General features: G+C 55.0%; 22 protein-coding genes. 12 read left to right on the forward strand and 10 right to left on the reverse strand.

Annotated elements, in window-relative coordinates; genetic code table 11:
* Nucleotides 1-95: 95 nt before the first annotated feature.
* Nucleotides 96-1,688: an L-serine ammonia-lyase, iron-sulfur-dependent, subunit alpha gene (locus SIB88_RS11635; RefSeq protein WP_412558131.1), complete on the forward strand. Its 1,593-nt coding sequence runs from the start codon at nt 96-98 to the stop codon at nt 1,686-1,688.
* Between the two features lie 251 nt (nt 1,689-1,939).
* On the forward strand, nt 1,940-3,256 hold the full coding sequence (locus SIB88_RS11640; protein WP_412558132.1) for an NAD(P)/FAD-dependent oxidoreductase: 1,317 nt from the start codon (nt 1,940-1,942) through the stop codon (nt 3,254-3,256).
* 37 nt (nt 3,257-3,293) lie between these two features.
* Here the strand turns inward: SIB88_RS11640 and SIB88_RS11645 are convergent, their stop codons facing one another.
* The 3 genes from SIB88_RS11645 to SIB88_RS11655 all read right to left on the reverse strand — a co-directional run bounded on the left by SIB88_RS11645 (nt 3,294) and on the right by SIB88_RS11655 (nt 6,889).
* Complete coding sequence (locus tag SIB88_RS11645; RefSeq protein ID WP_412558133.1) at nt 3,294-3,791, reverse strand: group III truncated hemoglobin; 498 nt, start codon at nt 3,789-3,791, stop codon at nt 3,294-3,296.
* Between the two features lie 123 nt (nt 3,792-3,914).
* Entirely contained in the window at nt 3,915-5,264 is a 1,350-nt protein-coding gene (locus SIB88_RS11650) for an NAD(P)/FAD-dependent oxidoreductase (protein ID WP_412558134.1), read from the reverse strand.
* Nucleotides 5,265-5,518: 254 nt separating this feature from the next.
* Entirely contained in the window at nt 5,519-6,889 is a 1,371-nt protein-coding gene (locus tag SIB88_RS11655; protein WP_068517405.1) for an aspartate aminotransferase family protein, read from the reverse strand.
* A 316-nt stretch (nt 6,890-7,205) separates the two neighbouring features.
* Here SIB88_RS11655 and SIB88_RS11660 point away from each other — a divergent pair, with 316 nt between their 5' ends.
* The 7 genes from SIB88_RS11660 to pgi all read left to right on the forward strand — a co-directional run bounded on the left by SIB88_RS11660 (nt 7,206) and on the right by pgi (nt 15,426).
* The gene (locus SIB88_RS11660; protein ID WP_068517406.1) at nt 7,206-8,588 is read left to right on the forward strand and encodes a glutamine synthetase family protein; all 1,383 of its coding nucleotides are present in this window, start codon (nt 7,206-7,208) and stop codon (nt 8,586-8,588) included.
* Between the two features lie 42 nt (nt 8,589-8,630).
* Complete coding sequence (locus SIB88_RS11665; RefSeq protein WP_068517407.1) at nt 8,631-9,179, forward strand: cupin domain-containing protein; 549 nt, start codon at nt 8,631-8,633, stop codon at nt 9,177-9,179.
* Between the two features lie 85 nt (nt 9,180-9,264).
* Complete coding sequence (locus SIB88_RS11670; RefSeq protein WP_412558135.1) at nt 9,265-10,770, forward strand: aldehyde dehydrogenase; 1,506 nt, start codon at nt 9,265-9,267, stop codon at nt 10,768-10,770.
* Between the two features lie 38 nt (nt 10,771-10,808).
* Nucleotides 10,809-11,780, forward strand: a complete 972-nt coding sequence (gene speB, locus SIB88_RS11675) for an agmatinase (RefSeq protein WP_068517409.1) — start codon at nt 10,809-10,811, stop codon at nt 11,778-11,780.
* A gap of 141 nt (nt 11,781-11,921) precedes the next feature.
* A complete protein-coding gene (locus tag SIB88_RS11680) occupies nt 11,922-12,530 on the forward strand; it encodes a tyrosine phosphatase family protein (RefSeq protein ID WP_412558136.1) in 609 nt (202 codons plus the stop codon).
* A gap of 137 nt (nt 12,531-12,667) precedes the next feature.
* On the forward strand, nt 12,668-13,627 hold the full coding sequence (locus SIB88_RS11685) for a PfkB family carbohydrate kinase (RefSeq protein WP_101246339.1): 960 nt from the start codon (nt 12,668-12,670) through the stop codon (nt 13,625-13,627).
* Between the two features lie 152 nt (nt 13,628-13,779).
* Complete coding sequence (pgi, locus tag SIB88_RS11690) at nt 13,780-15,426, forward strand: glucose-6-phosphate isomerase (protein WP_412558137.1); 1,647 nt, start codon at nt 13,780-13,782, stop codon at nt 15,424-15,426.
* Between the two features lie 3 nt (nt 15,427-15,429).
* Here pgi and SIB88_RS11695 read toward each other — a convergent pair whose 3' ends face one another.
* Genes SIB88_RS11695 through SIB88_RS11705 form a run of 3 tightly spaced genes read right to left on the reverse strand, consistent with a single transcriptional unit; the run spans nt 15,430 to nt 16,931 of the window.
* Nucleotides 15,430-15,714: a DUF3253 domain-containing protein gene (locus tag SIB88_RS11695; RefSeq protein WP_228195604.1), complete on the reverse strand. Its 285-nt coding sequence runs from the start codon at nt 15,712-15,714 to the stop codon at nt 15,430-15,432.
* Entirely contained in the window at nt 15,711-15,905 is a 195-nt protein-coding gene (locus tag SIB88_RS11700; RefSeq protein WP_412558138.1) for a DUF2256 domain-containing protein, read from the reverse strand. Before SIB88_RS11700 ends, SIB88_RS11695 begins: the two co-directional genes overlap by 4 nt.
* Before the next feature lie 18 nt (nt 15,906-15,923).
* Complete coding sequence (locus tag SIB88_RS11705; RefSeq protein WP_412558139.1) at nt 15,924-16,931, reverse strand: NAD(P)/FAD-dependent oxidoreductase; 1,008 nt, start codon at nt 16,929-16,931, stop codon at nt 15,924-15,926.
* Nucleotides 16,932-17,114: 183 nt separating this feature from the next.
* Here SIB88_RS11705 and SIB88_RS11710 point away from each other — a divergent pair, with 183 nt between their 5' ends.
* From SIB88_RS11710 to SIB88_RS11720, 3 genes are all read left to right on the forward strand, one after another.
* Nucleotides 17,115-18,710 carry a choice-of-anchor I family protein gene (locus tag SIB88_RS11710; RefSeq protein WP_412558140.1) on the forward strand — a complete coding sequence of 532 codons (1,596 nt, stop codon included), beginning with the start codon at nt 17,115-17,117 and terminating at the stop codon, nt 18,708-18,710.
* A 163-nt stretch (nt 18,711-18,873) separates the two neighbouring features.
* The gene (locus SIB88_RS11715) at nt 18,874-19,608 is read left to right on the forward strand and encodes a response regulator (protein WP_068517415.1); all 735 of its coding nucleotides are present in this window, start codon (nt 18,874-18,876) and stop codon (nt 19,606-19,608) included.
* 9 nt (nt 19,609-19,617) lie between these two features.
* On the forward strand, nt 19,618-21,129 hold the full coding sequence (locus tag SIB88_RS11720; protein WP_412558141.1) for a sensor histidine kinase: 1,512 nt from the start codon (nt 19,618-19,620) through the stop codon (nt 21,127-21,129).
* 123 nt (nt 21,130-21,252) lie between these two features.
* Here the strand turns inward: SIB88_RS11720 and SIB88_RS11725 are convergent, their stop codons facing one another.
* The 4 genes from SIB88_RS11725 to SIB88_RS11740 form a co-directional block, all read right to left on the reverse strand.
* Complete coding sequence (locus tag SIB88_RS11725) at nt 21,253-22,365, reverse strand: ABC transporter ATP-binding protein (protein WP_068518891.1); 1,113 nt, start codon at nt 22,363-22,365, stop codon at nt 21,253-21,255.
* 4 nt (nt 22,366-22,369) lie between these two features.
* Nucleotides 22,370-23,257: a carbohydrate ABC transporter permease gene (locus SIB88_RS11730; protein ID WP_068518892.1), complete on the reverse strand. Its 888-nt coding sequence runs from the start codon at nt 23,255-23,257 to the stop codon at nt 22,370-22,372.
* Nucleotides 23,250-24,158: a carbohydrate ABC transporter permease gene (locus SIB88_RS11735; RefSeq protein ID WP_068518893.1), complete on the reverse strand. Its 909-nt coding sequence runs from the start codon at nt 24,156-24,158 to the stop codon at nt 23,250-23,252. The genes SIB88_RS11730 and SIB88_RS11735 overlap by 8 nt, the downstream gene beginning before the upstream one ends.
* Nucleotides 24,159-24,254: 96 nt before the next feature.
* Nucleotides 24,255-25,517, reverse strand: coding sequence for an ABC transporter substrate-binding protein (locus SIB88_RS11740; RefSeq protein WP_068518894.1), 1,263 nt, complete (start codon nt 25,515-25,517; stop codon nt 24,255-24,257).
* Between the last annotated feature and the right edge of the window lie 525 nt (nt 25,518-26,042).

The raw sequence follows: 26,042 nt of genomic DNA on the forward strand, positions 1-26,042 counted from the left end.
ATAAGTAGATTGCAATTGCCGCAATGGCGGGTGATCATTATGGAATATTGTATGCAATGCGCATGTTGTTTCCCGCAATCATCCGAAGTCCCGCCATGCAAGAAATCAGTCTGCTTAATTCCGTGATCGGCCCCGTGATGCGCGGGCCGTCAAGTTCGCACTGTGCCGCGCCCTATATGATGGCAAAGCTTGTGCGCGAACTTTCATGTTCTAATGGCGAGGTCCTGCAAAAGGCGGTGGTGCGGTTCGATCCGCGCGGCTCGTTCGCCCCGTGCTACAAGGCGCAAAGTTCGGATGAAAACTTTGCCGCCGGTCTTTACGGGGCCAAGCTGACCGATGCGGATTACCGTGACATTCTGGGGCGGGTGGAACGCGGCGAAGGGTTCCATTTCGCAATAGAGGTCACCGAACTTGATAACAACAACCATCCCAACCGGGTTGATCTTGAACTGACCCTGCAAACGCAAGATGGCGGGCAGCGCACCGATCTTTATACCGGGGCGTCGGTTGGCGGCGGGATGTATTACATCGACAGTATGAATGGCGAGGCCCTGTTTCTGACCGGGAAAACCGCAAGCGTCTTTGTCTGGGGTGAGGCGGCGGTAACAGATGCCGACACCATTGCCGAAATGCTGGCCGGTGGTGGCAACATGTTGCTGGGGGTGGCTGTCGATCAGAAACACCCACGCATTGAAGTTTCCCTGCAATCCGTGCCCGCGATGGACATTCTGGGGCAAGTTGCCAAACGCGAAGGCGTGACCGATCTGCGCTTTGCCGATGCATCGCAATATCCGGTCTGTGCGATGGATGATCTGTTTTCAACCAGCGATGCGGTAATTGCCATTGCCGATCAGCAGGAAGGCGGATCGATTGCCGATGCTGCCCTGGCACTTGAAGCCAAACGTCTTGGTCTGTCGCGCCAAGCAACCCGCGATCTGTTTCGTGAACGGTGCGAATTGATGCTGCGCGTCGTGGCCGAGGGATTTGATGCCAAACCCGAAGATAACGTGATGCGGTTCCTGACACTTCGGGCGCGCAAGGTGCGCGATGCCAATTTGCCCGATGGTCTGGGCGGTCCGGTATTGCAGGATGCGATTGCCGGTGCGCTTTCGGCAATGGAACGTGACAGCAATCGCGGGTTGGTTTGTGCGGCCCCGACGGCGGGCAGTGCCGGGGTGGTGCCCGGAACGCTATATGGTTTGATCCGCCATGGCATTGATATCGAAGGTGCGACCGATGCGCTTCAGGTCATGGCATTGATCGGGGCGGTGTTTGCTGCACGCGGGACCTTTGCCGCGGAATGCGGGGGATGTTCGGTCGAAACCGGGGCGTCGGCGGCAATGGCGGCGGCCGGTGTGACCCAGGCCTATGGCGGGACGGCACAGCAGTGCTTTGACGCCGCCAGCATGTGTTTGATGAATACGCTTGGTTTGGTCTGTGATCCGGTCGGCGGCGATGTTGAAATCCCGTGCCATGCCCGCAATGTGGCCGGTGTTTCGCATGCCTTTTCATCGGCGATGGCGGTATTGGCCGGGTTTGATGCGGTTCTTGGCTATGACGAACTGGTTGATCAGACCGTCAAGATCGGGGCAATGATGCATCCCGATTTGCGCTGTACGGCGCGCGGTGGCTGTGCTGCGACCAAGACCGCCTTGCGCATGGTCGAAGCCGCAAGTCTTGGCAAATAGGACAGGACTCCGTCCGTGACGGCGGGCGGGATTTGTCATCCTTCCTGTTTTGGATGGTTTTGACGGATTTCTGCTGACAGATATCGCGTTGCGGATGCGGGTTGACGCAATCCTTTATCCCGATGGTTGCCTGTTTTGGCATAATTCGCGAAATCCGGTCAAAGTCATTAAAAACAGGCAGTTTTCCCTTGATAGCTGCCCCTGATCGGGCAGGATAGAGCCACAATATTCAACGAAAATGAGGATTCCTCATGTTTACCCCGAACCTGCTGACCGCCAATGACCGGGACGGCACCTATCCGGCATCCTATTACGCGGCAACGGCGAATGCGACCGACCCGTTTGCCAGGCTGGAAGGCGATCAAACCTGTGACATTGTGGTGATTGGCGGGGGCTTTACCGGGTTGTCATCGGCACTGCATCTGGCCGAGCGCGGTTTTGATGTGATCGTGCTTGAAGCCCATCGTGTGGGGTGGGGCGCATCGGGGCGTAATGGCGGGCAGGTCGGGTCGGGCCAGCGCCGCGAACAGGATGATCTTGAAAAAATGGTCGGGCGCAATGATGCCCGCAAACTTTGGGATATCGCCGAACAGTCCAAGGATATCGTCAAATCCCTGATCACCAAACACGATATCAAATGCGACTGGAAACCGGGCATCCTTCATGCCGATCATCGGGCGCGTTTTGTCCCGGAAACCCATGAATATGTTGAAAAGCTTCAATCCGAATATGGCTATGACCAGATCCGGGCCGTGGATCGTGATGAAATGCGTGCCATGCTGGGATCGGAATTTTATCATGGCGGGTCACTGGATATGGGGGCTGGGCATATTCATCCGCTGAATTTCGCATTGGGGATTGCCGATGCGGCACGTGCAGCCGGGGCGCGGATTTTTGAAAATTCCGTTGTGACGTCCTATGAAAGTCGGGCAGGCAAGGTAACGGTGAAAACAAGGGATGGCGGCGTTGTTAGCGCTAACAAATTGATCCTTGGCTGTAACGGGTATCTTGATGCGCTTGATGATCGTGTCGCGAAACGCGTCATGCCGATCAACAATTTCATCATCGCGACCGAACCGCTGGGCGATGATTTGGCGCGTGAATTGATCCGCGATGATGTGGCGGTCGCAGATTCAAAGTTCGTGATCAACTATTACCGGCTGAGTGCCGATAAACGCATGTTGTTTGGCGGCGGGGAGACCTATGGGTATACCTTCCCCAAAGACATCAAATCGTTTGTCGCGCCCCATATGCTGGAAGTTTATCCGCAGCTTAAAGACGTTAAAATCGATTATGGCTGGGGCGGGACATTGGCGATCACCATGAACCGCATGCCGTTCTTCCGCCGGATCGAGGATAATATCTTTACCGCCAGCGGCTATTCCGGGCACGGGGTGGCGATGGCGACCCTTGCCGGTCAGATCATGGCCGATGCAGTGGGCGGAACCATGGAACGGTTCGATGTGATGGCCAATATCAAGACCCCGATTTTCCCGGGGGGCAAGGCATTACGGTTCCCGATGCTGGTGGCGGCCATGCTGTGGTATTCGATCCGCGACAAGCTTTGATCGGTGCGGGCAAATCCGGATGGGCTGCCTGACAGGGTCAGGTGTCGCCGTCCCCTGGGGACCAGCTTGTCACCGGGTCATAGCGTTCACCCTTGGACAGGATGACGCCGTTATGGGCGGCAATCCCGATTTCAAAACTTGATGCAATACGCAGCGCACGTTCCATGAAATGCCGTGCGGCGGGTTCATTGCAATGTTCCGAAAGGGTCAGCGCAAACAGTTGCAGCCAGCGATCAAAATGATGGCGGGTGATTTTAAGCGGCAGGTGCTTTTGCATCGGGCGGCCGTCATAATTGCCAGTGGCAAGGGCAACCGATGACCAGAACATCACCATGCGATCAAGGTGATGGTCCCAGTTTTCGACCTTTTCGGCAAATACCGGGCCGAGCATTTCATCTTCGCGAACCTTTGCATAAAAGCCGTGAACGATGTTTTTGATCATGTCGTGATCGATCCCGGTATCTTCCTTGATACGGCGGGTGGCGATTTCGCGGCGTTCCTTGATTTCGGCAAGGGTAGGCTGTTTTTCAGACATGTCACATGGCCCGTGGTTCGCTTGATAGACCGCAGTTTTACGCAAATCCGCGATGTTGGAATATGACATATGTCACTTTGACCCGGGGCGCAAACAGATCACGGCCCCGGTCGGGCAGACCTGTTATGCGTAACGGTCGCGCAAACCGTAATAGCGATAGGCAACCGACCGGGCAACGCGCCGAAGGGCTGGCAGCGGGAAACGCTGCATCGGTGTTGCAAGAACAGCACCCAGATCTTCCTGATCGCTGATGCCCAGCATGCATTCCGCCAGCATCTTGCCGCCGAGACTGGCCAGCGCCACACCATTTCCATGCCAGGCAAGTGCGGTCCAGACATCATGATGACCGGGCACGCGACCGATATAGGGACGCCAGCTTTGCGACAGACAGGCAAGCCCGTTCCAGTGATGGGTCAGTTCAATGTCGCGCCAGGCCGGGAACATGCGATGGAAATTATCAAGCAAGTCCTGTTTGCCCGCGGCAAAGGCGGCCTCGGTCGCGGTAATGCCGCCACGTCCGCCAAACAGGAACCGGTTATCAGGCAGCTTGCGGAAATAATGCAGCAGAATGCGGCTGTCAAAAGCCATCAGATCACTTGTCCAGCCCTGTGCGGCGAGTTCCGCATCGCTTAGGGGCCGGGTGACAAGAATGCCCGAAAATACCGGCATCAGGCGCCCGCCAAGCCAGTCAGGAAGGTTTTCGGCACTGTATCCGTTTGTTGCAATGACAATCTTGCCTGCGGTGATCTGGCTGTCGCCGGCATAAAGACGATAGTTTTCACCATCTTCAACAAAGCGGTCGATGCGGGCCTGTTCAAATATCCGAACACCTGCCGCAACGCATTTTTCATGCAAACCCGCCAGATATTTCATGGGGTTAAGGCCAAAACCTTCTTTGACGTGCAAGCCGCCATAGGTATCCCCGGCATTCAGCCCGCGTTCGATCAGGGCATCCTTGTCAAGAAATTCGGTCTGAATGCTGGTGAAATGGGCGATCTCGTCAGCTTCGTGATGAAGGTCGCGCACGCGGTTGGGTTTGTGGGCCAGAACAACTTCGCCATCCGAATGACGATCGGCATCAATGTTCCAGTCGCGCAGGCGCTGATCAACCAGATTGATGGCATCGCGCTGAATGCGGGCAAAGTGACGCACGGCATCGTCGCCAAACCGTTTGGCAAGCTCACCAAATCCCTTGCCGCTGCCGCCCATGCAGCAGAAACCACCATTGCGTCCCGAAGCCCCCCAACCACTGCGACCGGCATCAAAAACCGCGACATCTGCCCCGTTTTTGGCAAGTTCAAGTGCCGCCGACAGGCCACAATATCCGCCCCCGATAATCGCAACATCGGCCTTGATCGCGGCATTACGCGGCAATTGTTGGCAATCGGGAAGGGGGGATGCGCTTTGTACCCAGAAGCTGTCAGGCAGGGTGTGCGTCTGATAGGCGGCTGGTTGATAGATGCGTTTGAGCATGGGGCGTCTCATGGTGGCGTAAGGTAAAAGTTGGGGCAAAAGTCAGGGCAAAAGTCAGGTCGAAAGAACGGGGCGGACAGTCACGTGATAGAGGTGGTCGAACGGCGGTCAAAAATTGGTCAAAAGTTGATCAGAGGCCGGGGTGGCATATCCGTCAGATGGTCGGGGCTTGGTGCGACGGCCGTAAAATGAAAATACCCGGCGATGATAATGCATGCCGGGTATTTCGTTAAGGTCCTGAAATCGATCAGAAATTACATTTTACCGATTTTCTTTGCCGTCTCGTCAAAGGCGGCGCGGGCGCGTTTGACCAGTTCGTCAATTTCTTCCTTGGTGATGCAAAGCGGCGGGGAAAGTACCATGCGATCACCACAGGCACGCATGATCACGCCATTTGCAACACAGGCATCACGGCAGATAGTGCCAACCGTGCCCGGCTTGTCGAACATCTTGCGGGTTTTCTTGTCGTCAACCAGCGGCATGCCGGCAATCAGGCCAACCGTTTCAACCGCACCGACCAGCGGATGGTCTTCAAGGGTTTTTAGGGCCTTGGCGAAATAGGGGCCGATGTCATCCTTGACGCGTTCAACCATCTTTTCGTCGCGCAGAATGCGAATGTTTTCAAGGGCCACTGCCGCACATGCCGGATGACCGGAATAGGTGAAGCCATGGGTGAATTCACCACATTCATTGATCAGCACATCCGCCACGCGATCACCGACCATAACGGCTGAAATCGGCAGATAACCCGATGACATGCCTTTTGCCATCGGCATCAGGTCCGGCTTGATGTCAAAGGTATCGGAACCGAACCATGCACCGGTCCGGCCAAAGCCGCAGATAACTTCATCAGCGATCAGAAGAATGTCGTATTTCTTGCAGATGCGCTGGATTTCCGGCCAATAGGTTGACGGCGGAATGATGACGCCGCCAGCACCCTGGATCGGTTCACCGATAAAGGCACCAACGCGATCCGCACCAAGTTCCTCGATCTTTTCTTCGAGTTTGCGCGCCGCAATCAGGCCGAATTCTTCCGGGGTGTGATCGCCGCCTTCGCCGTACCAGTATGGCTGATCAATATGAACCACATCCGGCAGAAGCGGGCCGCCCTGGGCGTGCATGCCGGCCATCCCGCCAAGCGAAGAACCGGCAACGGTCGACCCGTGATAGGCGTTCTTGCGGCTGATGATCACCGAACGTTCCGGGGTACCTTTGAGTTTCCAGTACTGGCGCACCATACGGACAACCGTGTCGTTCGCCTCCGAACCGGAATTGGCATAGAATACGTGGTTCAGGCCATCTGGCGTGATTTCGGCAAGAACTTTGGAAAGCTCGATCGCCGGGGTATTCGCGCACTGGAAGAAGTTGTTGTAATAGGGCAGTTCAAGCATCTGCTTGTAAGCGACTTCAGCCAGTTCCTTACGGCCATAGCCGACATTGACGCACCACAGACCGGCCATGCCATCAAGATAGCGTTTGCCGTTCGAGTCCTCGATAAACACGCCTTCGGCACGGGTGATCACCCGGGTGCCACGGTTATTCAGATCCGCTGTATCGGTGAACGGATGAATATGGTGTGCCTGGTCGATGTCCTGCCAATAGGCGGTTTTGTCGAAATTATTCATAACGTCTCCTGACAGCGCAGTTTGTCTGCTTTTGTGCGATATGTTGAACATCTGCAATCAGTGTTCGTTTTTTTGAACACCTTTGCAAGAGGATTTTTCGACAAAATTTTTTGGCTATCCAACTCGGTTTTTGTTATCCAGTGGTTGGTTCGGGACGGCCATTGTTAAAGAGTTGTTTCGACCGGGGAATTCTTTTGCACTGCATGATTTGCACGATATATCGAACGAAGGGGCTTGACCGGGGCATTCCGGCGCGGCACGATGGAACACAGGCACAATTCCTTTAATAAAAGGCCTTTTCTGGGAGTATAAGACGATGAACAAGTCGTTCGTCGAAGACAGTAGGGCGGAAGCCCAACGATTCTTTGAAGAAAACCCTGATGTCGAACTTGTTGAGTTGCTCATTCCCGACATTAACGGCGTGTTTCGCGGCAAGCGAATCAGCAAGCAGAAGTTTCTCAAAAGTTTTACCGAAGGTGTGACTTTGCCGGGCTCCATGTGCCTGGTCGATATTACCGGTGACACCCCGGAAGGAACGGGGCTTCTTTGGTCGAGCGGTGACCAGGACAATCTGGCAAAACCGATCCCGGGAACCCTGTGTCTTGTTCCGTATGGCGAATTGCCCTTGGCGCAGGTCATGATGAGCCTGCATAACCTGGATGGTACCAAGTTCTTTGCCGATCCGCGCAATGTGTTGCAGGGCGTTGTTGATCGCATGGCGGCAGATGGTCTGTATCCGACCGTCGCCCTTGAACTTGAATTCTATCTGGCAGATCAGAACGAAAAGACCGCGGAACCGCTTCCACCCCAGCCGCTTGGCGGCGGGATCGCATCGGACGGTGTGCAGGTTTACGGCCTTCAGCAGATCGAAGACTTTGAAAAGGTCCTTCATGACGCGGTTGCCGAACTGAACCGTCAGGGCATTCCGGCCGACACCATCGTTGCCGAAGCCGGGCCCGGTCAGTTTGAAATCAACCTTGGTCATGTGACTGACCCGATGCTGGCAGCAGACCATGCAATGCAGCTTAAACGCGTGGTCAAGGGCATTGCCTGGGATCATGGTGTGACCGCGACTTTCATGGCCAAACCCTATTCCGATCAGGCGGGCAACGGTTTGCATGTTCATGTGTCCTTGCGTGACAAGGATGACAATAACGTGCTGTCCCCGGTCGCGGGCGAGGAAGTTTCCGAGAACCTGCGCTTTGCGATTGGCGGTTTGCAGGAAGCGATGTTTGAAAGCATGGCGGTATTCGCGCCGAACCCGAATTCATATCGCCGGTTCCAGAACAAGGCCTATGCGCCGATGTCGCCGAACTGGGGTTTGAACAACCGCACGGTCGCGTTGCGTATTCCGGCTGGCAGCCCCAAGGCCGCCCGTGTCGAACATCGTGTGTCGGGTGCGGATGCCAACCCGTATCTGGTGCTGGCCTGTGTTCTGGCCGGGATGCATTACGGCATGAAAAACAAGCTCGATCCGGGCGAGCCGACCGTTGGTAACGGTTATGAACAGCATGGCGGGCGGATTGTCCCGCGCAGCATGATTTCTGCTCTTGATCGTTTCGTGGATGGCAAGATCGTCAAGGAATATCTTGGTGAACGCTTCGTCGAGGTCTTTGATATCTGCCGTCGGGCCGAATATGACGAATTCTTTGCCGAGGTCACCCAGCTTGAATATCGCTGGTACCTTGATGCGGTCTGACCGCAGGTAAAAATAAAAACATTCAATAGGGAATAACCGGGAATGTCACAAAAGGTCGGGGATCGTCTGAAAGCTGTGCGCAGCATGTACGGGCTGTCGCAGCGTGAACTGGCACGACGTGCCGGTGTCACGAACAGTACGATTTCAACGATTGAACAAAATCGTGTCAGCCCGTCTGTTGACAGTCTTGCCAAAGTGCTGGCAGGCATCCCGATGAGCCTGATTGATTTCTTCACCATTGATCTCGACAATGGTGAAGAAATTTTCTTTAAAAAAGAAGAGCTTGTCGAACTTTCCGACGGGACGATGTCAATGCGTCTTGTCGGGGCATCGCGCAAGGATCGCAAACTGCGCGTGCTGCATGAAACCTATCCGGCGGGTGGCGATACCGGTGACAATCTTATCGTTCAAAAGGGCGAGGAAGCCGGTGTCATTATCCGAGGGAAACTTGAAGTGACCGTGGGCGAGCGGGTCAAGGTTCTTGGCCCTGGTGATGCCTATTACTTCAATGCAGAAATTCCGCACCGTTTCCGCAATGTCGGGGACGGGGAATGCGAAGTCGTCAGTGCTGCCACACCGCCGTCATACTGATCGCGTAAAGTATCGGGCATATGACCCGACCTGAATTCCGATATTGAACAAGGCCCCAAAAGCGCCATCCGTCAGGAGACTTCCGATGACCAATCCGTTGAATTTTGAACAACTGACCGCACAGGCCGCCGCCCTTGATATTCGCAACAAGGCGTTCATCAACGGTGCCTATGTTGATGCCGCATCGGGCAAGACATTCGATTGCATCAGCCCGCGCGACGGGTCGGTTCTGACCAAGGTTGCCGAATGTGATGTCGAAGACGTCAACCGTGCGGTGGCATCGGCCCGCGCCGTCTTTGAAAAAGGCAGCTGGTCCGAAGCGGCACCTGCCAAGCGCAAGGCGATCCTGATTCATTTCGCGGACCTTCTTGAAAAGAATGCAGCCGAGCTGGCATTGCTTGAAAGTCTTGATATGGGCAAGCCGATCACGCTTGCTGCCCGCGATGACATTCCGCTGTCTTACAAATGCATCCGCTGGTATGCCGAGGCGATTGACAAGATTTATGATGAAATCTCGCCGTCGGGCACCAATGAAATCGGCATGATCACCCGTGAGCCGCTTGGCGTGGTTGCCGCTGTTGTGCCGTGGAACTTCCCGCTGATGATGGCGGTCTGGAAGCTTGGCCCGGCCTTGGCGATGGGCAATTCGATCATCCTGAAACCCGCAGAACAATCACCGCTGACCGCCCTTCGTGTGGCGGAAATCGCGGTTGAGGCCGGTATTCCCGAAGGTGTTCTGAACGTTGTGCCGGGCTTTGGTCCGACGGCGGGCAAGGCGCTTGGCCTGCATGAAGATGTCGATTGCGTGACCTTTACCGGCTCGGGCGAGGTCGGCAAGCTGTTCTTGCAATATTCGGGTCAGTCGAACATGAAGCGCGTCTGGCTTGAATGTGGTGGCAAAAGCCCGAACATTGTTCTGGCCGATTGCCCGGATATGGATGCCGCAGCCGCGGCCGCAGCCGGTGGTATTTTCTATAACCAGGGCGAGGTCTGTACGGCCGGTTCGCGTCTGATTGTCGAAGAAAGCATCAAGGATGAATTCATCGAAAAGGTCATCGCAGCGGGTGCCAAAATGCAGCCGGGTGATCCGCTTGATCCGAAAAGCCAGATGGGCGCGATTGTCGATGAAAACCAGATGAACCGCGTTCTGGGCTATATCGAAAAAGGTTCTGCCGAAGGTGGCGTTCTGCGCACCGGTGGCAAACGCGCACGCACCGAGTCCGGTGGCTATTATGTCGAACCGACCGTGTTTGATGGCATCAAAAACGATATGACAATCGCCAAGGAAGAAATCTTTGGCCCGGTTCTGTCGGTTATTTCGGTCAAGGACTGGAAAGAGGCTGTTCAGACGGCAAATGATACGCCATATGGTCTCGCAGCAGCGGTTTGGACGCGCGACATCAACAAGGCACACATGACCGCAAAGAAACTGCGTTCGGGTCTTGTCTGGGTCAATTGCTGGGACGGTGGATCAATCACCATGCCGTTTGGTGGTTACAAGCAGTCCGGCACCGGTCGCGATCGTTCGCTGCATGCGCTCGATAAATATTGTGAAATCAAGTCGACCTGGATTGCGCTGGGCGACGCCTGATTACAAGCAGGTTCTCATTCGGAGATAAGGGAAGAAAAATGAGCAGCACTGGCGTCATTGACACCAAGGGCGGTGATAACGCCTTTACGGCGAAATCTGTGCATCAGAATACCAGCGAGCCGATGTATTCCGGTGCGCTGTCATTCATGCGCCGCCGCTATTCGCGTGATCTTAACGGTATCGACATTGCCGTGACGGGCATTCCGTATGACCTTGCGACATCAAGCCGTCCGGGCACGCGCCTTGGCCCGCAGGGGGTGCGTCGTGCATCGACCAATCTTGCATGGGCACCGCATTTTCCGTCCGGGCGTGATATCTTTGCCGAACTGGCGGTGATTGATTACGGCGATATGGTGATCGATCCGGGCCATCCGGAAAAACTGCCCGACATGATCGAAGATCACGCACGCGATATCGTGCAGTCGGGTGCGAAGATGCTGACGATTGGTGGCGATCACTTCATCACCTATCCGATCCTGAAAGCCCATGCCGAGAAATACGGTGATGGTATTTCCCTGATCCAGTTTGATGCCCATTCCGATACCTGGGAAGATGATGGCGACCGTATCGATCACGGCACCATGTTCTGGCACGCGGCGAAAAAGGGCATCGTCAATCCGTCGAAATCCATTCAGGTCGGTATTCGGACCCACAATGAATCGACGCACGGCTATAACATCATCTACGGCCCGGAAGTTCAGTCGATGTCGATTGATGCCATTGTCGAACAGATCAAGGCAACGGTTGGCAACAACCCGGCCTATATCACTTTTGACATTGATGGTCTTGACCCGTGCTATGCGCCGGGAACCGGTACGCCGGTTCTGGGCGGTTTGACCAGCCATCAGGCAGTGTCGATCCTGCGCGGTCTTGCCGGTCATGTGAACCTGATTGGCAGTGACGTGGTTGAAGTTTCCCCGCCATTTGATGTTTCAGACATCACATCCCTTGCCGGGGCGACCATGGCGTGGGAAATGCTGAATATTCATGCGGTAAACCGCGCGAAATAACGGTTCTGGTCATAGGCCAGGGCGACGCAGTCTGGAAATATTCAAGGGCTGGTGCTTTTAACAGGCGCCGGCCCTTGTTTTTTCATTTTCTTGTGCTCTGATAGGGCCGAATAAGAAATGTAACATGACAGGAAATGAAAAATGAAACCGATCGCGATTACCCGTTTGACCATCTGTGGCATTGATGAATTGCCAACCCATCGTAATCACGGGGTTTCCCATATCCTGTCAGTTCTTGATCCTGATCGGGAAGATCCGTCCATCTTTGGCGATTTTGCCCCGCATGAACGCACCGTTTTGCGGTTTCATGACGTGATTGACGACAAGGAAGGCCGTCCGGCACCGACCCGTCAGGATGTCGAAGCCATTCTGGCCTTTGGCGAGGCCCTGAAGGCCAGCCACGCAGATCGCCGTGATGGTCACTTGCTGGTGCATTGTCATATGGGGGTGTCGCGCTCAACCGCAGCCATGATTACCCTGATGGCGCAAATCGAACCGGATCGTGACGAAGACAGCATTTTCACCACCATTCGCGAAATGCGCCCGATTGCCTGGCCGAATTCGGTCATGATTGCGTTTGCCGATGACATGCTGGGGCGCGAAGGGCGTTTGACCGCCGCCCTGCATCGTCACTATGCCATTCAGCTGGAACGTGATGACATGTTTGAACGCTGGATGACCGAACTTGAACGTGCGCGCGAGATCGAATTTGGCCGTGCACTGGCCCGCCAAAAGGCATCCACACAGTGATGTGTTATCATTCGTTCCGATTTTGGTTTGCACGTCAAATTGAATCGATTTAAAAAGCCCGTCGGTCCCACAGATCGCAACATGAATTTGATAACGGGTCCGCATTTGTTTGCGGACAATCCGAACGGAGAAACGTCATGACAGCCAAAGCTGTTTGTCTTGGGGAACTGCTGATTGATTTTGTTCCGACTGTGACCGGTACCGGCCTTGCCGATGCGCCTGCCTTTGCCAAGGCAGCGGGGGGCGCACCGGGAAATGCGGCTGTGGGATTGAAACGTCTGGGTATTGATACCGGCTTTATCGGCAAACTTGGCGATGATGCCTTTGGGCATTTCCTTGTGGATACGCTTAAGGCCGATAATGTTGATACATCGGGTATTGTTCTGACCAAGGAAGCGCTGACCGGATTGGCATTCGTGTCGCTTCGTGCCGATGGCGAACGCGAATTTTCATTCTATCGAAGCCCGTCGGCGGACATGTTGCTGTGCCCGGCCGATCTTGATCGGGATATGCTGACATCAACTGATCTGTTCCATTACGGAACCCTGTGCATGATCGATGATGATCCGCGCGCCGCCACCCTTGAGGCCATCCGTATCGCGCGTGAAAACGGGGCGATCATTTCATGTGACCCGAACCTGCGCCTGCCGCTTTGGCCGAGTGTGGAAAAGGCGCGTGAAATCCTGCGTCTTGCGATCAGTCAGGCCGATGTCGTCAAGATGTCGGATGAAGAAATCATCTTTGTATCGGGCAAGGAAGACCTGGAAGACGGCATCAAGGATCTTTGGTGTGACCAGTGGCGTGCACTTGTCGTGACCTATGGCCCCAAAGGATCGCGCTTTATCACGCCGGAATTTGACGGTTTCGTTCCGTCGTTTGACGTAACGGCGGTGGATGCCACAGGTGCCGGGGACGGATGCACGGCGGGCTTCCTGTCGCGTTTGCTGAAAGACCCCGAACTTCTAGGCTCCGAGGAAAAGCTGATTGCGGCATGTCGCTTTGCCAATGCGGTGGGGGCGATTACCGCCACCAAACGCGGGGCCATCAATGCGCTTCCGACCGAAAAGGAAGTCGAAGACTTTCTTTCAGCGCGCTAAGGCGCCAGCAACAGGAATGTCGTGGTATCCGCATAATCTTGCCACGACATTCTGCAAACTGTCCCACACATCGTTTGAACAAGATGCTAGTCTGCGGGATCGCGACTGCACTGTTTTGGTGTGTAATACGTTGAACAAGGCCGAGGGTGGTGATGTCCGCTGACAAACTGACTGCAAACTGGGAAGAACTGGATCAATTGGGCGCGGAGGTTTCCGGGAAACTGAACCTGCGCCAGGCATTTGCCGATGATCCGGCACGGTTCGAACGTTATAGCGCCGCGCTTAATGACCTGTTTGTCGATTATTCGAAAAACCTGATCACCGATGATGTGATGGCCGCCCTTGTGCGCCTGGCCAAGGCTGCGAATGTCGAAGAATGGCGCGACCGGATGTTTGCCGGTGACAGGATCAATATCACCGAAAACCGTGCTGTTTTGCACACGGCCCTTCGCAATCTGGATGGTGGCCCAGTCAAGGTTGACGGCGAAGACGTCATGCCCGCCGTCAAGGAAGTGCTGGCACGGCTTAAGGCATTTGCCGCACGTGTTCATTCCGGAGAATGGAAGGGCCATACAGGCAAGAAAATATCCGATGTGGTCAATATCGGTATTGGCGGGTCCGACCTTGGCCCGGTGATGGTCAACGAGGCGCTTCGCCCGTTCCATATTGATGGCATTCGCTGCCATTTCGTTTCAAATGTCGATGGCGCGCATATTGTCGATACGCTCAAGGATCTTGATGCGGAAACGACCCTTTTCATCATTGCGTCCAAGACCTTTACGACTGATGAGACGCTGACCAATGCCTATTCCGCCCGTGACTGGCTGGTAAAGGCGCTGGGGGATCAAAGCGCGGTCGCCAAGCATTTCGTGGCGGTTTCAACCGCCCTTGATAAGGTCGCGGCGTTCGGAATTGATACCGATAATGCATTCGGGTTCTGGGACTGGGTCGGCGGGCGTTACAGCCTGTGGTCGGCGATTGGTTTGCCGATCATTCTGGCAGTCGGCTATGACAAGTTCGAAGACCTTCTGCGCGGTGCGCAATCAATGGATAACCATTTCAAAACCGCACCGGTGGAAACCAACATTCCAATGATCCTGGCCCTGATCGGGGTGTGGTATCGCAATGTTCTGGGCGCATCGAGCCAGGCCATCCTGCCCTATGACCAGCATCTTTCGCGACTGCCGGCCTATTTGCAGCAGGCTGATATGGAAAGCAACGGCAAATCGGTCACCCGCGATGGCAAGGCGATTGCCTATGAAACCGGTCCGATCATCTGGGGCGAGCCCGGCACCAATGGGCAGCATGCGTTTTATCAGCTGATCCATCAGGGCACCGAACTGATCCCGGTTGATTTCATTGTTGCAGCCAATGCGCTCCATCCGCTTGGCGACCATCACGACAAGCTGGTGTCAAACTGTCTGGCGCAGGCCGAAGCATTGATGCGTGGCAAGACAGAGGATGAAGTGCGGGCCGAACTGGCGGGCAGTGACCTTCCCCCGGCCGAGATTGATGTTCTTGCCCCGCAAAAGGTATTTGCCGGGAATAAGCCCAGCACCATGATCCTGTATAAGCAGCTTGATCCATTCACCCTTGGCCGGTTGGTGGCGATGTATGAACATAAAATCTTTGTTCAGGGCATCATCTGGAACGTCAATTCCTATGACCAGTGGGGCGTCGAGCTTGGCAAGCAGCTTGCCAAGGAGTTGCTGCCGATGGTCGAAGGCAAGGAAGACGCAGGTGCGCGTGACGCATCAACAGCAGGTCTGATCAAGCGTCTGCATGCTTTGCGCGGGTGATTGCTAGTCCCCGTCATCGGGGACCAGACAAAGTCGATAGGCACCGGAAGGGCGGTTTTGGCCATGGCTGATACCGCCCTTTTGATATTCAAGCAGCCGTTCGGCGCAGAGCTGTTCGGCCACCTGATGAATGCGCGGCATCAGATCGGTCCAGCTTTTGCCAAATGATCGGGCGACCTCGGACGGGCAGAAGGATTTGTCCGCACCGCGCCGGGCGGCAAGTGACAGCATTCTTTGGCGCAAAACCGCATAGGTTGGCCGGGTTTCCTCGACATCATCAACCATCATGACCCTGCACCATCATGTGCAGGTGATCTTTTGTGAGAACGGCTGTTGCGGCATCGGTCGGAACAGTATTTGACGTCCTCCCAACAGGTTTTCCATTTGCGTCGCCACGAAAATGGCCGGCCGCAGGATAGGCATGTCTTTGACGGCAAATGCGCCTTGGCGCGGAATGATCCATTGGCATTGCGGGGCATGGCATTACCGGGTCGTATTTATCCGATCAGGGTTTCAATCATCGCATGGGCGGCAGACTGACCGCTGCGCCATGCGGCTTCGACCCGGGCACCAAGACACCAGTCCCCGGCGGCGATCACGCGCCCGTTCATACCGTTCAGATGGCTTGAACCCAGTGGCCGTTCGGTGCGCGCATAGCGCCAGCGATGGGCCTGCACCGAATGCAATTGCGGCAGTTTGACGCCACTCACATCGCGCAGGGCAGCCAGAAGGTTTTCAATCACCCGGTCCTTGTCATCTTCAAGATGGTCGCGCGACCATTGCGGACTGGCATGAAGAACCCATGGGTCGGGACAGCGCCGGTGGAACAGATCATCTGACTGTGTGCTGCGCGCTGCCCAACTGATTGCCGGGGATGGATGCAGCATGGCATCAAATGCTGTCGGAAGTGGCTGTTCAAAGGCCGCCATCACCGCCCAGCATGGTGCGGTAACCACGTCACCAATCGCGTCATAACGCGGTGAAAGTGGCCGCAACAATTCAGCCGTCTGCGGGGCAGGAGCCGTTACGATAACCCCGTCAAACGGGCCGAATTCGCCGTCGAGATCGTCATGAAGGACAAAGCTTTTGCGATCAAGCTGTTCAATCCTGGTGATGCGGTGCTGTTTGTGAATGGCAAAGGCATCGACAAGAGGGCTGATCAGTTTGTTCATTTGCGGCGCGCCCTGATACCAGTGATCAAGCGCAAGGTTCCCGGCACTTTGCATGGCGGGAATGTCGCCATGATGCAGGTTCGGTTTCCAGTTCTGGGCGGCGTTATGCGATGCGGCCTGTTCCAGATAGGCGGCAAAACCGGGATGACGAGCGGTAACATATTGCGCACCGTGATTGAAATGACCAAAATCGGTTCGCCGTGATGCCAGTCGCCCGCCCAGACCACGGCTTTTTTCAAAGACGGTGACGTCCATTCCGACCTTGTGCAAAGTGCTTGCAGCTTTCAGTCCGGTCATGCCTGCGCCGATGATGGCGATGCGGATTGATTTCATCTGACAGCCCCGATGATGTGGTGTTGCGACAATTCAGCGGTTTGATTCTGATACGCAAGACGGGGCGGGTTGGAGCAGTCACTGCCACAAGATATTTATGAAACTGTCACGCCCGGGTCATCAAACCGTTACAGCAAATCAGCAGGTTGTCTGATCTGTCGAACCATTTACCAAGGGGGAATTATGCGTTCTTCATTGATGGCAACTGCTGCTATTTCCGTACTTTTGACGGCCTGTGCCGGTACTACACCAGATCACGCGATGATGACCAACAGTGTTACCAACGCGGGCGCACACCCGATCACGATTGTGCCGATGGGCGAATATCGCACCGGCATGCTCGATGAGGGTGCCGCAGAAATCCCGGCATTTGACCCGTTGTCCAAACGCATCTTTGTCGTCAATGGCGCGGACAAGGCGATTGATATCCTTGATATGTCAAACCCCGACAAGCTTTCCAAGCTTGGCGCACTTGAACTTGCGACCTGGGGCAAGGGCGCAAACAGTGTTGCGGTGAAAAACGGGATCGTTGCCGTCGCGGTCGAGAATGAAGACAAGCAGGCCCCGGGCAAGGCGGTGTTTTTTGATACCGAAGGCAACTTTATCGCATCGGTAACAGTCGGTGCATTGCCCGACATGATCAAGTTTTCACCCGATGGCAAATATGTCCTTGTTGCCAATGAAGGCGAACCCAATGACGCATTCACCAACGACCCGGAAGGCAGCGTTTCAATCATTTCGATTGCCGGTGGTGTCGATGGTTTGAGCGATGCCGATGTGCGCACGGTTGGCTTCAAGTTCCTGAATGATGCGGAACTGCCATACGGCATGCGGACATCCAACCCGGGTACGTCAAGCGTCGCCCAGGATATCGAGCCGGAATACATTGCTGTTTCAGGCGACAGCAAGACCGCCTATGTGTCGCTTCAGGAAAACAATGCCGTCGCCATCATCGATATCGAAACCGCGACGGTCAAACATGTGGCCGGTCTTGGTTTCAAGGACCATTCGGTGCATGCCTTTGATGCCAGTGACAAGGACGGCAAGATCAATATCCGCACCTGGCCGGTGATGGGCATGTATATGCCCGATACCATTGATGCGATTGAAATTGGCGGCAAGGACTGGATCCTGATCGCCAACGAAGGCGATTCCCGTGACTATGACGGTTACAGCGAAGAAACCCGGGTTGGCAAACTGACCCTTGACCCGGTGGCCTTCCCGAATGCCGACACTCTTCAGAAAGACGAAAATCTTGGCCGGTTGAAAACGACCACCGCACAGGGTGACACCGATGGTGACGGGGATGTTGACGTTATTTACAGCTATGGCGCGCGGTCATTCTCGGTTCTGAATGCCAGCGGCGAGATGGTCTTTGATAGTGGCGATGCGTTCGAGCAGGTGCTGGCGGCGAAATACGCCAATGTCTTTAATTCCTCTGACACCGAAAATTACAGCCGTGACAATCGTTCCGACGACAAAGGCCCGGAACCTGAAGGCATTGCTGCGGGGTATGTCAACGGCGTTCCCTATGCCTTTATCGGACTGGAACGGCAGGGCGGATTTATGGTCTATGACCTGAGCAATCCGGCCAACCCGCAATTTGTCACCTATCACAGTGATCGCCGTTTCTCGGGCAATCCCGAAGCAGACACCGCAGGCGAACTGGCACCCGAAGGCATGCAGTTCGTTGATGCCAAGGACAGCCCGACCGGGAATGCCATGCTGGTGATTGCATCCGAAGTATCGGGCAGCACCAAGGTCTATGACCTGAAATAAAATCCGGTGTGACGCATCGGGCAGATACAGGGAAAGCCGGGTTCAGCCCGGCTTTTTCTTTTATGATCAGGTCATGGTAAAATGTTTCAATCCGAAGGCAATATGGACTAAACTCCGCGCACGGTCAGGAACATGACCGATTGATAAAGGGGAGTTCGGGACTCTGACTACGCGACGTGAACCTCATATTCTGGTTGTCGATGATGATCAGGAAATCCAGAAGCTTTTGAAAAAGTTCCTGCTGCAGCATGGTTTTCGCATCACGACCGTTTCGGACGGCAACGAGATGCACCGTGCCTTGCGCGACTGGAAGATTGATCTGGTCATTCTGGACATCATGCTGCCGGGCGAAGACGGGTTTGCGTTATGCCGGGATGTCCGGCGCACATCCAAGGTGCCGATCGTGATGCTGACAGCGGTGGGTGAGGATACCGACCGTATTCTGGGACTTGAACTTGGTGCGGATGACTATTTGACCAAACCGTTCAATCCCCGCGAACTTCTGGCCCGTATCCGGGCGGTGTTTCGCCGGTTTGAAACCGGTGCCGTCGGGCCGACCGACAATGAAGTCGCCCCGACCCAGCGTATTATTTTCGGTGAATGGACATTGGATATCGGATCGCGTGAATTGCGCGATGCCGACAATGTGGCGGTGCATCTGTCGACCGGTGAATTTTCATTGTTGCTGGCACTGGTGAAAAACAACAAGCGGGCGCTGTCGCGTGAACAGCTTGTTGATATTGTCCGCGGGCAAAGTTCACTGCCATTTGATCGCAGCATCGACATCCAGATCAGCCGTCTGCGGCGCAAGATCGAAAAAGATGCGAAAAATCCCAAACTGATCAAAACCGTTCGCGGGATCGGGTATCAGTTCTGCGCCGATACACAGACGCTTTAGGACTGTGTGATGGCGGACATGTTCGCACAGTTCAGTGATTATCTAAGACGCTACAAACCGCGTACCTTGGGTGGGCGGATCTTTATGCTGATGATGCTGGGCGGCGTGATCATTGCCGTGCTGAGTGCGCTGGCATCCTATTATGTCATTGAACGCAACGAGCGGATCAGCCGGGCCTATACGCTGGGCTTTACCATCCGTGAGCTGGCCCGCATTGCCGACAATCCCGAATTCGAAGCCAATATCGTCGATATTGCGGCGCGCGATGGCATGGCATTGCGCATCTTGCCAGCCGATGATCTTGGCACGTTGCTTTTGTTTTCAAGGCCGGCACAACATATCGCCATGCCGGTGCGACTGGCCAATACCGGTTGGCCGACATCGGTCAAGGTCCATTTCCTGCGCGGGCGCCTGAGTTCCGAACAACGTGCCACCATCGAGGCAACCGAAAATCCCAGCCTGTTTTTTGCAGAATTGTCGCGCGAAATGGCGCGTCTGGGACTGGAAGCCCAGCTTGAAATCATGATGCCGTCGGGCAAGCGGCTTTTGATCAGTCATGATGAATTATGGGCCAGCTATTCATCGCCATCGCTTGTGTTTCTGATGTTTCTGATGGGGGTGGTTGCGGTTCTGGCCGTCTTTGCCGCCCTTGCCGATTTGCTGGCCGGACCGTTCAAAAAGCTGACCGCAGCAATCATTGCCCATGGGGACGAGGTCGATGGCCCGCCGGTCGAAGAACGCGGCCCGACCGAAGCCCGGTCAATGGCCGCGGCCTATAACGATTTGCGCGAACGGATTTCACGCATGCTGGGCGATCGTACGCGCATGCTGGCAGCGATTTCGCATGATTTGCGCACACCGAGTACCCGCCTTCGTCTGCGGGCCGAATTCATTGAAAATGATGAATTGCGCGAAACCGTTCTGCGCGATCTGGATGAAATGGACGGTCTTTTGAATGATGCGCTCGATTTCCTGGGCGACTGGATTCAGAAAGAAGAAGAACGCACCGTTGATTTCGTTTCCGTGCTTGAAGCGATTTGCGATGACTATGCCGATCTTGGCCGTCCTGTCAGTTTCGACGGTCCGCAGCCATTACAATTTTCATCGGTTCATACGGTGTTTGGCGGTGGGGACGAGCCCCATTCATTTGATGGCAAACGCAGCATTCGATTGACCTGCCGACCGGGGACATTGAAACGCGCCTTTACCAACCTGATTGAAAATGCCCTGAAATACGGCCATCGCGCCAAGGTCAGTCTGGAAGCAACAGCGGACAATGTTCTGGTGACCATCCGTGACGAGGGGCCGGGCATTCCGGTCGAACATCAGGACAAGGTTTTCCTGCCATTCTATCGTGTCGAAGGATCGCGTGCGCGCAGTACCGGGGGCAGCGGGCTTGGACTGTCGATCGTCAAAACCGTGATTGACGCCCATGACGGACGGATCAGCCTGCGCAATATGCCGGGCAAGGGGCTTGAGGTCACCATATCGCTGCCGCGGCGGATCATCGTGCCCAACTGAACCGGATGGCAGAAACAAAAAAAGCGGTCCGCATATTCGGGCCGCTTTTTTCATGACCGGCGGGTTTGACACACCGGTAAAAGAAGAATGGCGGGTGGCCCCCAGAACCACCCGCCAATCAGATCAGATCCGCAACTCGGTTTCCGGGTCAAACAGACTGATCTGAGACATGTCGGCCGAGAAGGTCATGCTCTCGCCCGGTGTCGGTGCGCGGTCCGGACGGACACGTGCGACGATTTCTTTGCCGGCAATGTCGATCACCGTCATGGTGTCGGCACCGGTCGGTTCGATCACTTCGACCTTGCTGTCGAAGTTGACATACTGGCTCCCCGGTTCGTCTGAGCCGGTACGCTTGTGTGTCAGGCCTTCCGGACGGATGCCAAAGACGACTTTCTTGCCGACATAGGCCTTGTAGCTTTCCGGTGCTTCGAACAGCGGCAGGGTAATCGGACCGCCATCACGTTCGATGGAAACGGCAAGCTTGCCGCCATTGTCGATCAGGGTCGCATCAACAAAGTTCATGGATGGCGAACCGATGAAGCCGGCAACAAACATGTTGTTGGGGCGCTCATAGATGTTTTGCGGCGTATCGAACTGCTGAAGAATACCGCCTTTCATGACCGCGATGCGCGATGCCAGTGTCATGGCCTCGATCTGGTCATGGGTCACGTAAACGATGGTCGAACCAAGACGCTGATGCAGCTTCTTGATTTCGGTCCGCATATCAACGCGCAGCTTGGCATCAAGGTTGGAAAGCGGTTCGTCAAACAGGAAGATGTCCGGATCACGCACAAGCGCACGGCCCATGGCAACGCGCTGCCGCTGACCACCCGAAAGCTGGGACGGTTTGCGATCCAGAAGCGGCTCGATCTGAAGCAGCTTGGCGACATCGGCAACGGCCTTGTCACGTTCCTGTGCCGACACACCGCGGATTTCCAGACCAAAGGTGATGTTCTTGCGAACCGTCATGTTCGGGTACAGCGCATAAGACTGGAACACCATGGCGATGTTACGGTCTTTGGGGTGTACGTCGTTGATGACGCGGTCACCGATGCGGATTTCCCCGCCGGTCGAGCTTTCCAGACCGGCAATCAGGTTCAGAAGGGTCGATTTACCGCAACCCGACGGACCGACAAGGACGAGAAACTCGCCATCTTCGATTGCCAGATTGATTTCCTTGAGAACTTCGACAGGGCCAAAGGCCTTGCGAACTTTATCGAGGGTGAGTGATGCCATTTGCTTATCCCTTCACCGAACCGGCGGTCAGGCCGCGGACGAAGTATTTGCCTGCCAGGACATAAACCAGCAATGTCGGAAGACCGGTCAGCAGGGCTGCTGCCATATCGACATTGTACTGTTTCACGCCGGTAGTGGTGTTGACGATATTGTTGAGTGCGACTGTCATCGGAGCGTTTTCGCCAGAGGCAAAGGACGCGCCAAAGAGGAAGTCATTCCAGATCTGGGTGAACTGCCAGATGACCGAAACCACGATGATCGGGGTCGAAATCGGCAGAATGATGCGCCAGAAAATGGTGAAGAAACCCGCACCGTCAATGGTGGCTGCCTTTACCAGTTCATCCGGGATCGATACGTAATAGTTCCGGAAGAACAGGGTGGTGAAGCAAAGGCCGTAAACGACATGGACCATAACAAGGCCCGGGGTCGAGCTGGCAAGGCCAAGCTTGCCAAGAACCTGTGACATCGGCAGCAGAACGACCTGGAACGGAATGAAGCACCCAAACAGCAGGAGTGCAAACACGATGTTGGCACCCTTGAACCGCCATTTGGTCAGTGCATATCCGTTGATCGCACCAAGGAAGGTCGAAATCAGAACGGCGGGGATCGCCATTTTGACCGAGTTCCAGAAATAGACTTTGATCCCGGTGCATTCCACACCGACGCAGGCTTCGTTCCATGCATAATTCCATGCATCAAACGTCACCACCCGCGGCAGCGAAATCAGTGATCCTTCGCGGATTTCGTCAAGCGACTTCAACGATGTTGAAATCATGACAATCAGCGGGAACAGATAATAGGCTGCGAACAGGATCAAAACGAGATAGAGCAAGCCGCGCAGCACCGTGTTTTTCCAGCCTGCGTCGTGGCTATAGGTCTGAAGATCAGCCATTTTTCTTGCCTCCGCGCAGTTCGGAATACAGGTACGGCACAATGATTGCCATAACGGTTGCCAGCATCATCATTGCACTGGCCGCGCCAACACCAAGCTGGTTGCGCTGGAATGCCATGGTGTACATGAAGGTTGCCGGAAGATCCGATGCGTAACCCGGACCGCCACCCGTAAGGGCGATGACCAGGTCAAAGCTTTTGACGGCCAGATGGGCCAGAACGACGATCGCACTCAGGAAAACCGGGCGGATCGACGGAATGATAATGCCGAAATAGATACGGGGCAGGCTGGCACCGTCCATATAGGCTGCGCGAATGATGTCCTGATCGACGCCGCGCAATGCCGCAAGGAACATTGCCATGACAAAGCCAGATGCCTGCCAGACAGCCGCGATCACAACCGTGTAGATCGCCATGTCCGAATTGACCAGCCAGTCGAACTTGAAGCTCGTCCAGCCAAAATCATGCATCATGCTTTCAAGGCCAAGGCCCGGATTGAGAAGCCATTTCCAGACGGTACCGGTCACAATGAAGGACAGGGCCATCGGATACAGGAAGATCGTGCGAAGTGCGCCTTCGGCGCGAATACGCTGATCGAGAAGAACTGCCAAGAGGCACCCGATGATCAGGCAGGTCACGATAAACAGACCGCCAAAGACCAGAAGGTTTTCAATGGCAACATGCCAGCGTTCCATTTGCCACAGGCGTTCATACTGTCGCAGGCCTGCCCAATCCCATACAGGAAGCATGCGCGACTTGGAAAACGCCATATAGCCCGTCCACAGGATGAACCCGTAAACGAAAAACAGGGACGCAGCAAAGGACGGTGCAACAACGATCTTGGAAAGATGACGCTGGATGCGGGCCGTCAGGTTGCTTTCGGTGCTTTGAGAAGCCCCCATACCCTTTGCCTCAAAAGTTAAAGTAGCGGGAAGCAGGCCCCGGAAACCGGGGCCTGCATACGATTCAGTCGATAAGACTGTTCAGATCAGGTGAGATTAGTCTTTGGCCAGTTCAACAGCTTCGACCAGACGCGAGACGGCTTCGTCAGACGACATGTCGGAGTTGAAGTGGGCGGTGACAACGTCAACGATCGCACCGGACAGGTGGCCGCGAAGTGCCATGCCGTGTGCCATGGACGGCAGGAAGCCACCAGCTTCCTGGGCTGCCAGAAGGTCAGCTTCGGATTTCTTGGCGCAATCGTCGAACTTGTCGAGCGAAACACCAAGACGTGCCGGGATCGAACCTTTGAGAAGGTTGAAGGTTTCCTGGAACTTCTCGCCAACGATCAGTTCAGCAAGCAGTTTCTGGCCTTCGACCTTGTCGTCACCCGAAACGTTGAACATTGCAAAGCTGTCAACGTTGAACAGGTAGCCGTGCTCCGACGGGGTTGCCGAGCAGATGAAGTCTTTGCCCGGTACTTTGCCAGCAGCAAGGAATTCGCCTTTTGCCCAGTCACCCATGATCTGCATGGCCGCTTCGCCATTCATGACCATTGCGGTTGCAAGGTTCCAGTCACGACCCGGGAAGTCGGCATCGACATAACCGCGGATTTTACGCATCTGGTCGAACACCGCTTTCATGGTGTCGGATTTCAGGGCGTCTTCGTCGAGATCAACCAGGGCTTTCTGGAAGAATTCCGGGCCGCCAAGGCCAAGAACGACGGTTTCAAAGACGGTTGCGTCCTGCCACGGCTGACCACCATGAGCAACCGGGGTAATACCGGCAGCTTTGAGTTTGTCAGCAAGGGCGTTGAACTCGTCCCAGGTTTTCGGGGCTTCGGTCGCGCCGACTTTTGCCAGAAGGGTCGGGTTTGCCCAGATCCAGTCAACACGGTGAATGTTTACCGGAACAGCAACATAGTCGCCTTCATACTTCATGACGTCCTGAATCGCCGGCGGGATAACCTTGTCCCAGCCTTCTGCTTCGGCAACGTCATTGAGATCAGCAAGCGCACCCTGTTCGGCCCAATCCTGGATCGCCGGACCTTTAAGCTGAACAGCAGCCGGTGCGTCACCAGACAGAACGCGCGAACGCAGAACGGTCATGGCCGCATCGCCGCCACCACCAGCAACCGGGCTATCGACCCATTTGCCGCCTTTGGCTTCGAAATCTTCTTTAAGTGCAGCAACAGCTTTCGCTTCGCCGCCCGAAGTCCACCAGTGCAGAACTTCAGCGGTCGGCTCTGCATGTGCAAAGCTTGCGGTTGCGAGTGCAGAAATCGCCACACCGGTGGCGAGGATGGTTTTGCGCAGATACATTTAGGTTTCCTCCCTGGCTTTGAACCATTTGCAGCGACAACATGCTGTGAGAGACCGTTCAATGCATCCACAAAACTGTAACAGGGCGTTTCCAGAATGCGAACTGAAACAATCTGTTACAAAAATAATTTGGTAGCCAATCACCATATTGCAGGGCAGCAAAAACAATTAGAGCGTTTGTCAGCATCAAAGATGTTCCGGACCGTCACAAGTGCCGGAAAATTCAAGCATATTGGTATGGTTTACGATGTGATCCGGCACAAATGAAACCTGTTTTACGCCATTTGCCGGTTTTGACTGATCTGTTGTAGGTCGACAAAACGGGTGATCCTGTTTGCCCGACGTCAAATCGGTCATCAATTTCGCGAAAACAGACGTCATTTCCGTCAAAATAAAGCTGATATTGCCGGTGATTGCCAATCTTTTGCCGCGTCGCGGTGCGTTTTGGCGGGGCGTCCGTTGGCTGAAAACACCTGTGAAATATGCATAACTTCGGGATTTCGTGGCCGATCAGCCGTAGTCGCG

This window comes from Thalassospira sp. MIT121401, from assembly GCF_047125595.1.
Taxonomy (GTDB): Bacteria; Pseudomonadota; Alphaproteobacteria; order Rhodospirillales; family Thalassospiraceae; genus Thalassospira; species Thalassospira povalilytica.

Excerpts from the sequence above, each read along its gene's own strand:
- pgi (WP_412558137.1), top strand. The coding sequence starts at position 13,780 with ATGTCCGCTGACAAACTGACTGCAAACTGGGAAGAACTGGATCAATTG.
- SIB88_RS11735 (WP_068518893.1), bottom strand. The coding sequence starts at position 24,158 with ATGGGGGCTTCTCAAAGCACCGAAAGCAACCTGACGGCCCGCATCCAG.
- SIB88_RS11740 (WP_068518894.1), bottom strand. The coding sequence starts at position 25,517 with ATGTATCTGCGCAAAACCATCCTCGCCACCGGTGTGGCGATTTCTGCA.
- SIB88_RS11685 (WP_101246339.1), top strand. The coding sequence starts at position 12,668 with ATGACAGCCAAAGCTGTTTGTCTTGGGGAACTGCTGATTGATTTTGTT.
- SIB88_RS11730 (WP_068518892.1), bottom strand. The coding sequence starts at position 23,257 with ATGGCTGATCTTCAGACCTATAGCCACGACGCAGGCTGGAAAAACACG.
- SIB88_RS11645 (WP_412558133.1), bottom strand. The coding sequence starts at position 3,791 with ATGTCTGAAAAACAGCCTACCCTTGCCGAAATCAAGGAACGCCGCGAA.
- SIB88_RS11695 (WP_228195604.1), bottom strand. The coding sequence starts at position 15,714 with ATGATGGTTGATGATGTCGAGGAAACCCGGCCAACCTATGCGGTTTTG.
- SIB88_RS11660 (WP_068517406.1), top strand. The coding sequence starts at position 7,206 with ATGAACAAGTCGTTCGTCGAAGACAGTAGGGCGGAAGCCCAACGATTC.
- speB (WP_068517409.1), top strand. The coding sequence starts at position 10,809 with ATGAGCAGCACTGGCGTCATTGACACCAAGGGCGGTGATAACGCCTTT.
- SIB88_RS11700 (WP_412558138.1), bottom strand. The coding sequence starts at position 15,905 with ATGCCCCGCAATGCCAATGGATCATTCCGCGCCAAGGCGCATTTGCCG.
- SIB88_RS11670 (WP_412558135.1), top strand. The coding sequence starts at position 9,265 with ATGACCAATCCGTTGAATTTTGAACAACTGACCGCACAGGCCGCCGCC.
- SIB88_RS11655 (WP_068517405.1), bottom strand. The coding sequence starts at position 6,889 with ATGAATAATTTCGACAAAACCGCCTATTGGCAGGACATCGACCAGGCA.
- SIB88_RS11635 (WP_412558131.1), top strand. The coding sequence starts at position 96 with ATGCAAGAAATCAGTCTGCTTAATTCCGTGATCGGCCCCGTGATGCGC.
- SIB88_RS11725 (WP_068518891.1), bottom strand. The coding sequence starts at position 22,365 with ATGGCATCACTCACCCTCGATAAAGTTCGCAAGGCCTTTGGCCCTGTC.
- SIB88_RS11665 (WP_068517407.1), top strand. The coding sequence starts at position 8,631 with ATGTCACAAAAGGTCGGGGATCGTCTGAAAGCTGTGCGCAGCATGTAC.
- SIB88_RS11650 (WP_412558134.1), bottom strand. The coding sequence starts at position 5,264 with ATGCTCAAACGCATCTATCAACCAGCCGCCTATCAGACGCACACCCTG.
- SIB88_RS11680 (WP_412558136.1), top strand. The coding sequence starts at position 11,922 with ATGAAACCGATCGCGATTACCCGTTTGACCATCTGTGGCATTGATGAA.
- SIB88_RS11640 (WP_412558132.1), top strand. The coding sequence starts at position 1,940 with ATGTTTACCCCGAACCTGCTGACCGCCAATGACCGGGACGGCACCTAT.
- SIB88_RS11720 (WP_412558141.1), top strand. The coding sequence starts at position 19,618 with ATGGCGGACATGTTCGCACAGTTCAGTGATTATCTAAGACGCTACAAA.
- SIB88_RS11710 (WP_412558140.1), top strand. The coding sequence starts at position 17,115 with ATGCGTTCTTCATTGATGGCAACTGCTGCTATTTCCGTACTTTTGACG.
- SIB88_RS11705 (WP_412558139.1), bottom strand. The coding sequence starts at position 16,931 with ATGAAATCAATCCGCATCGCCATCATCGGCGCAGGCATGACCGGACTG.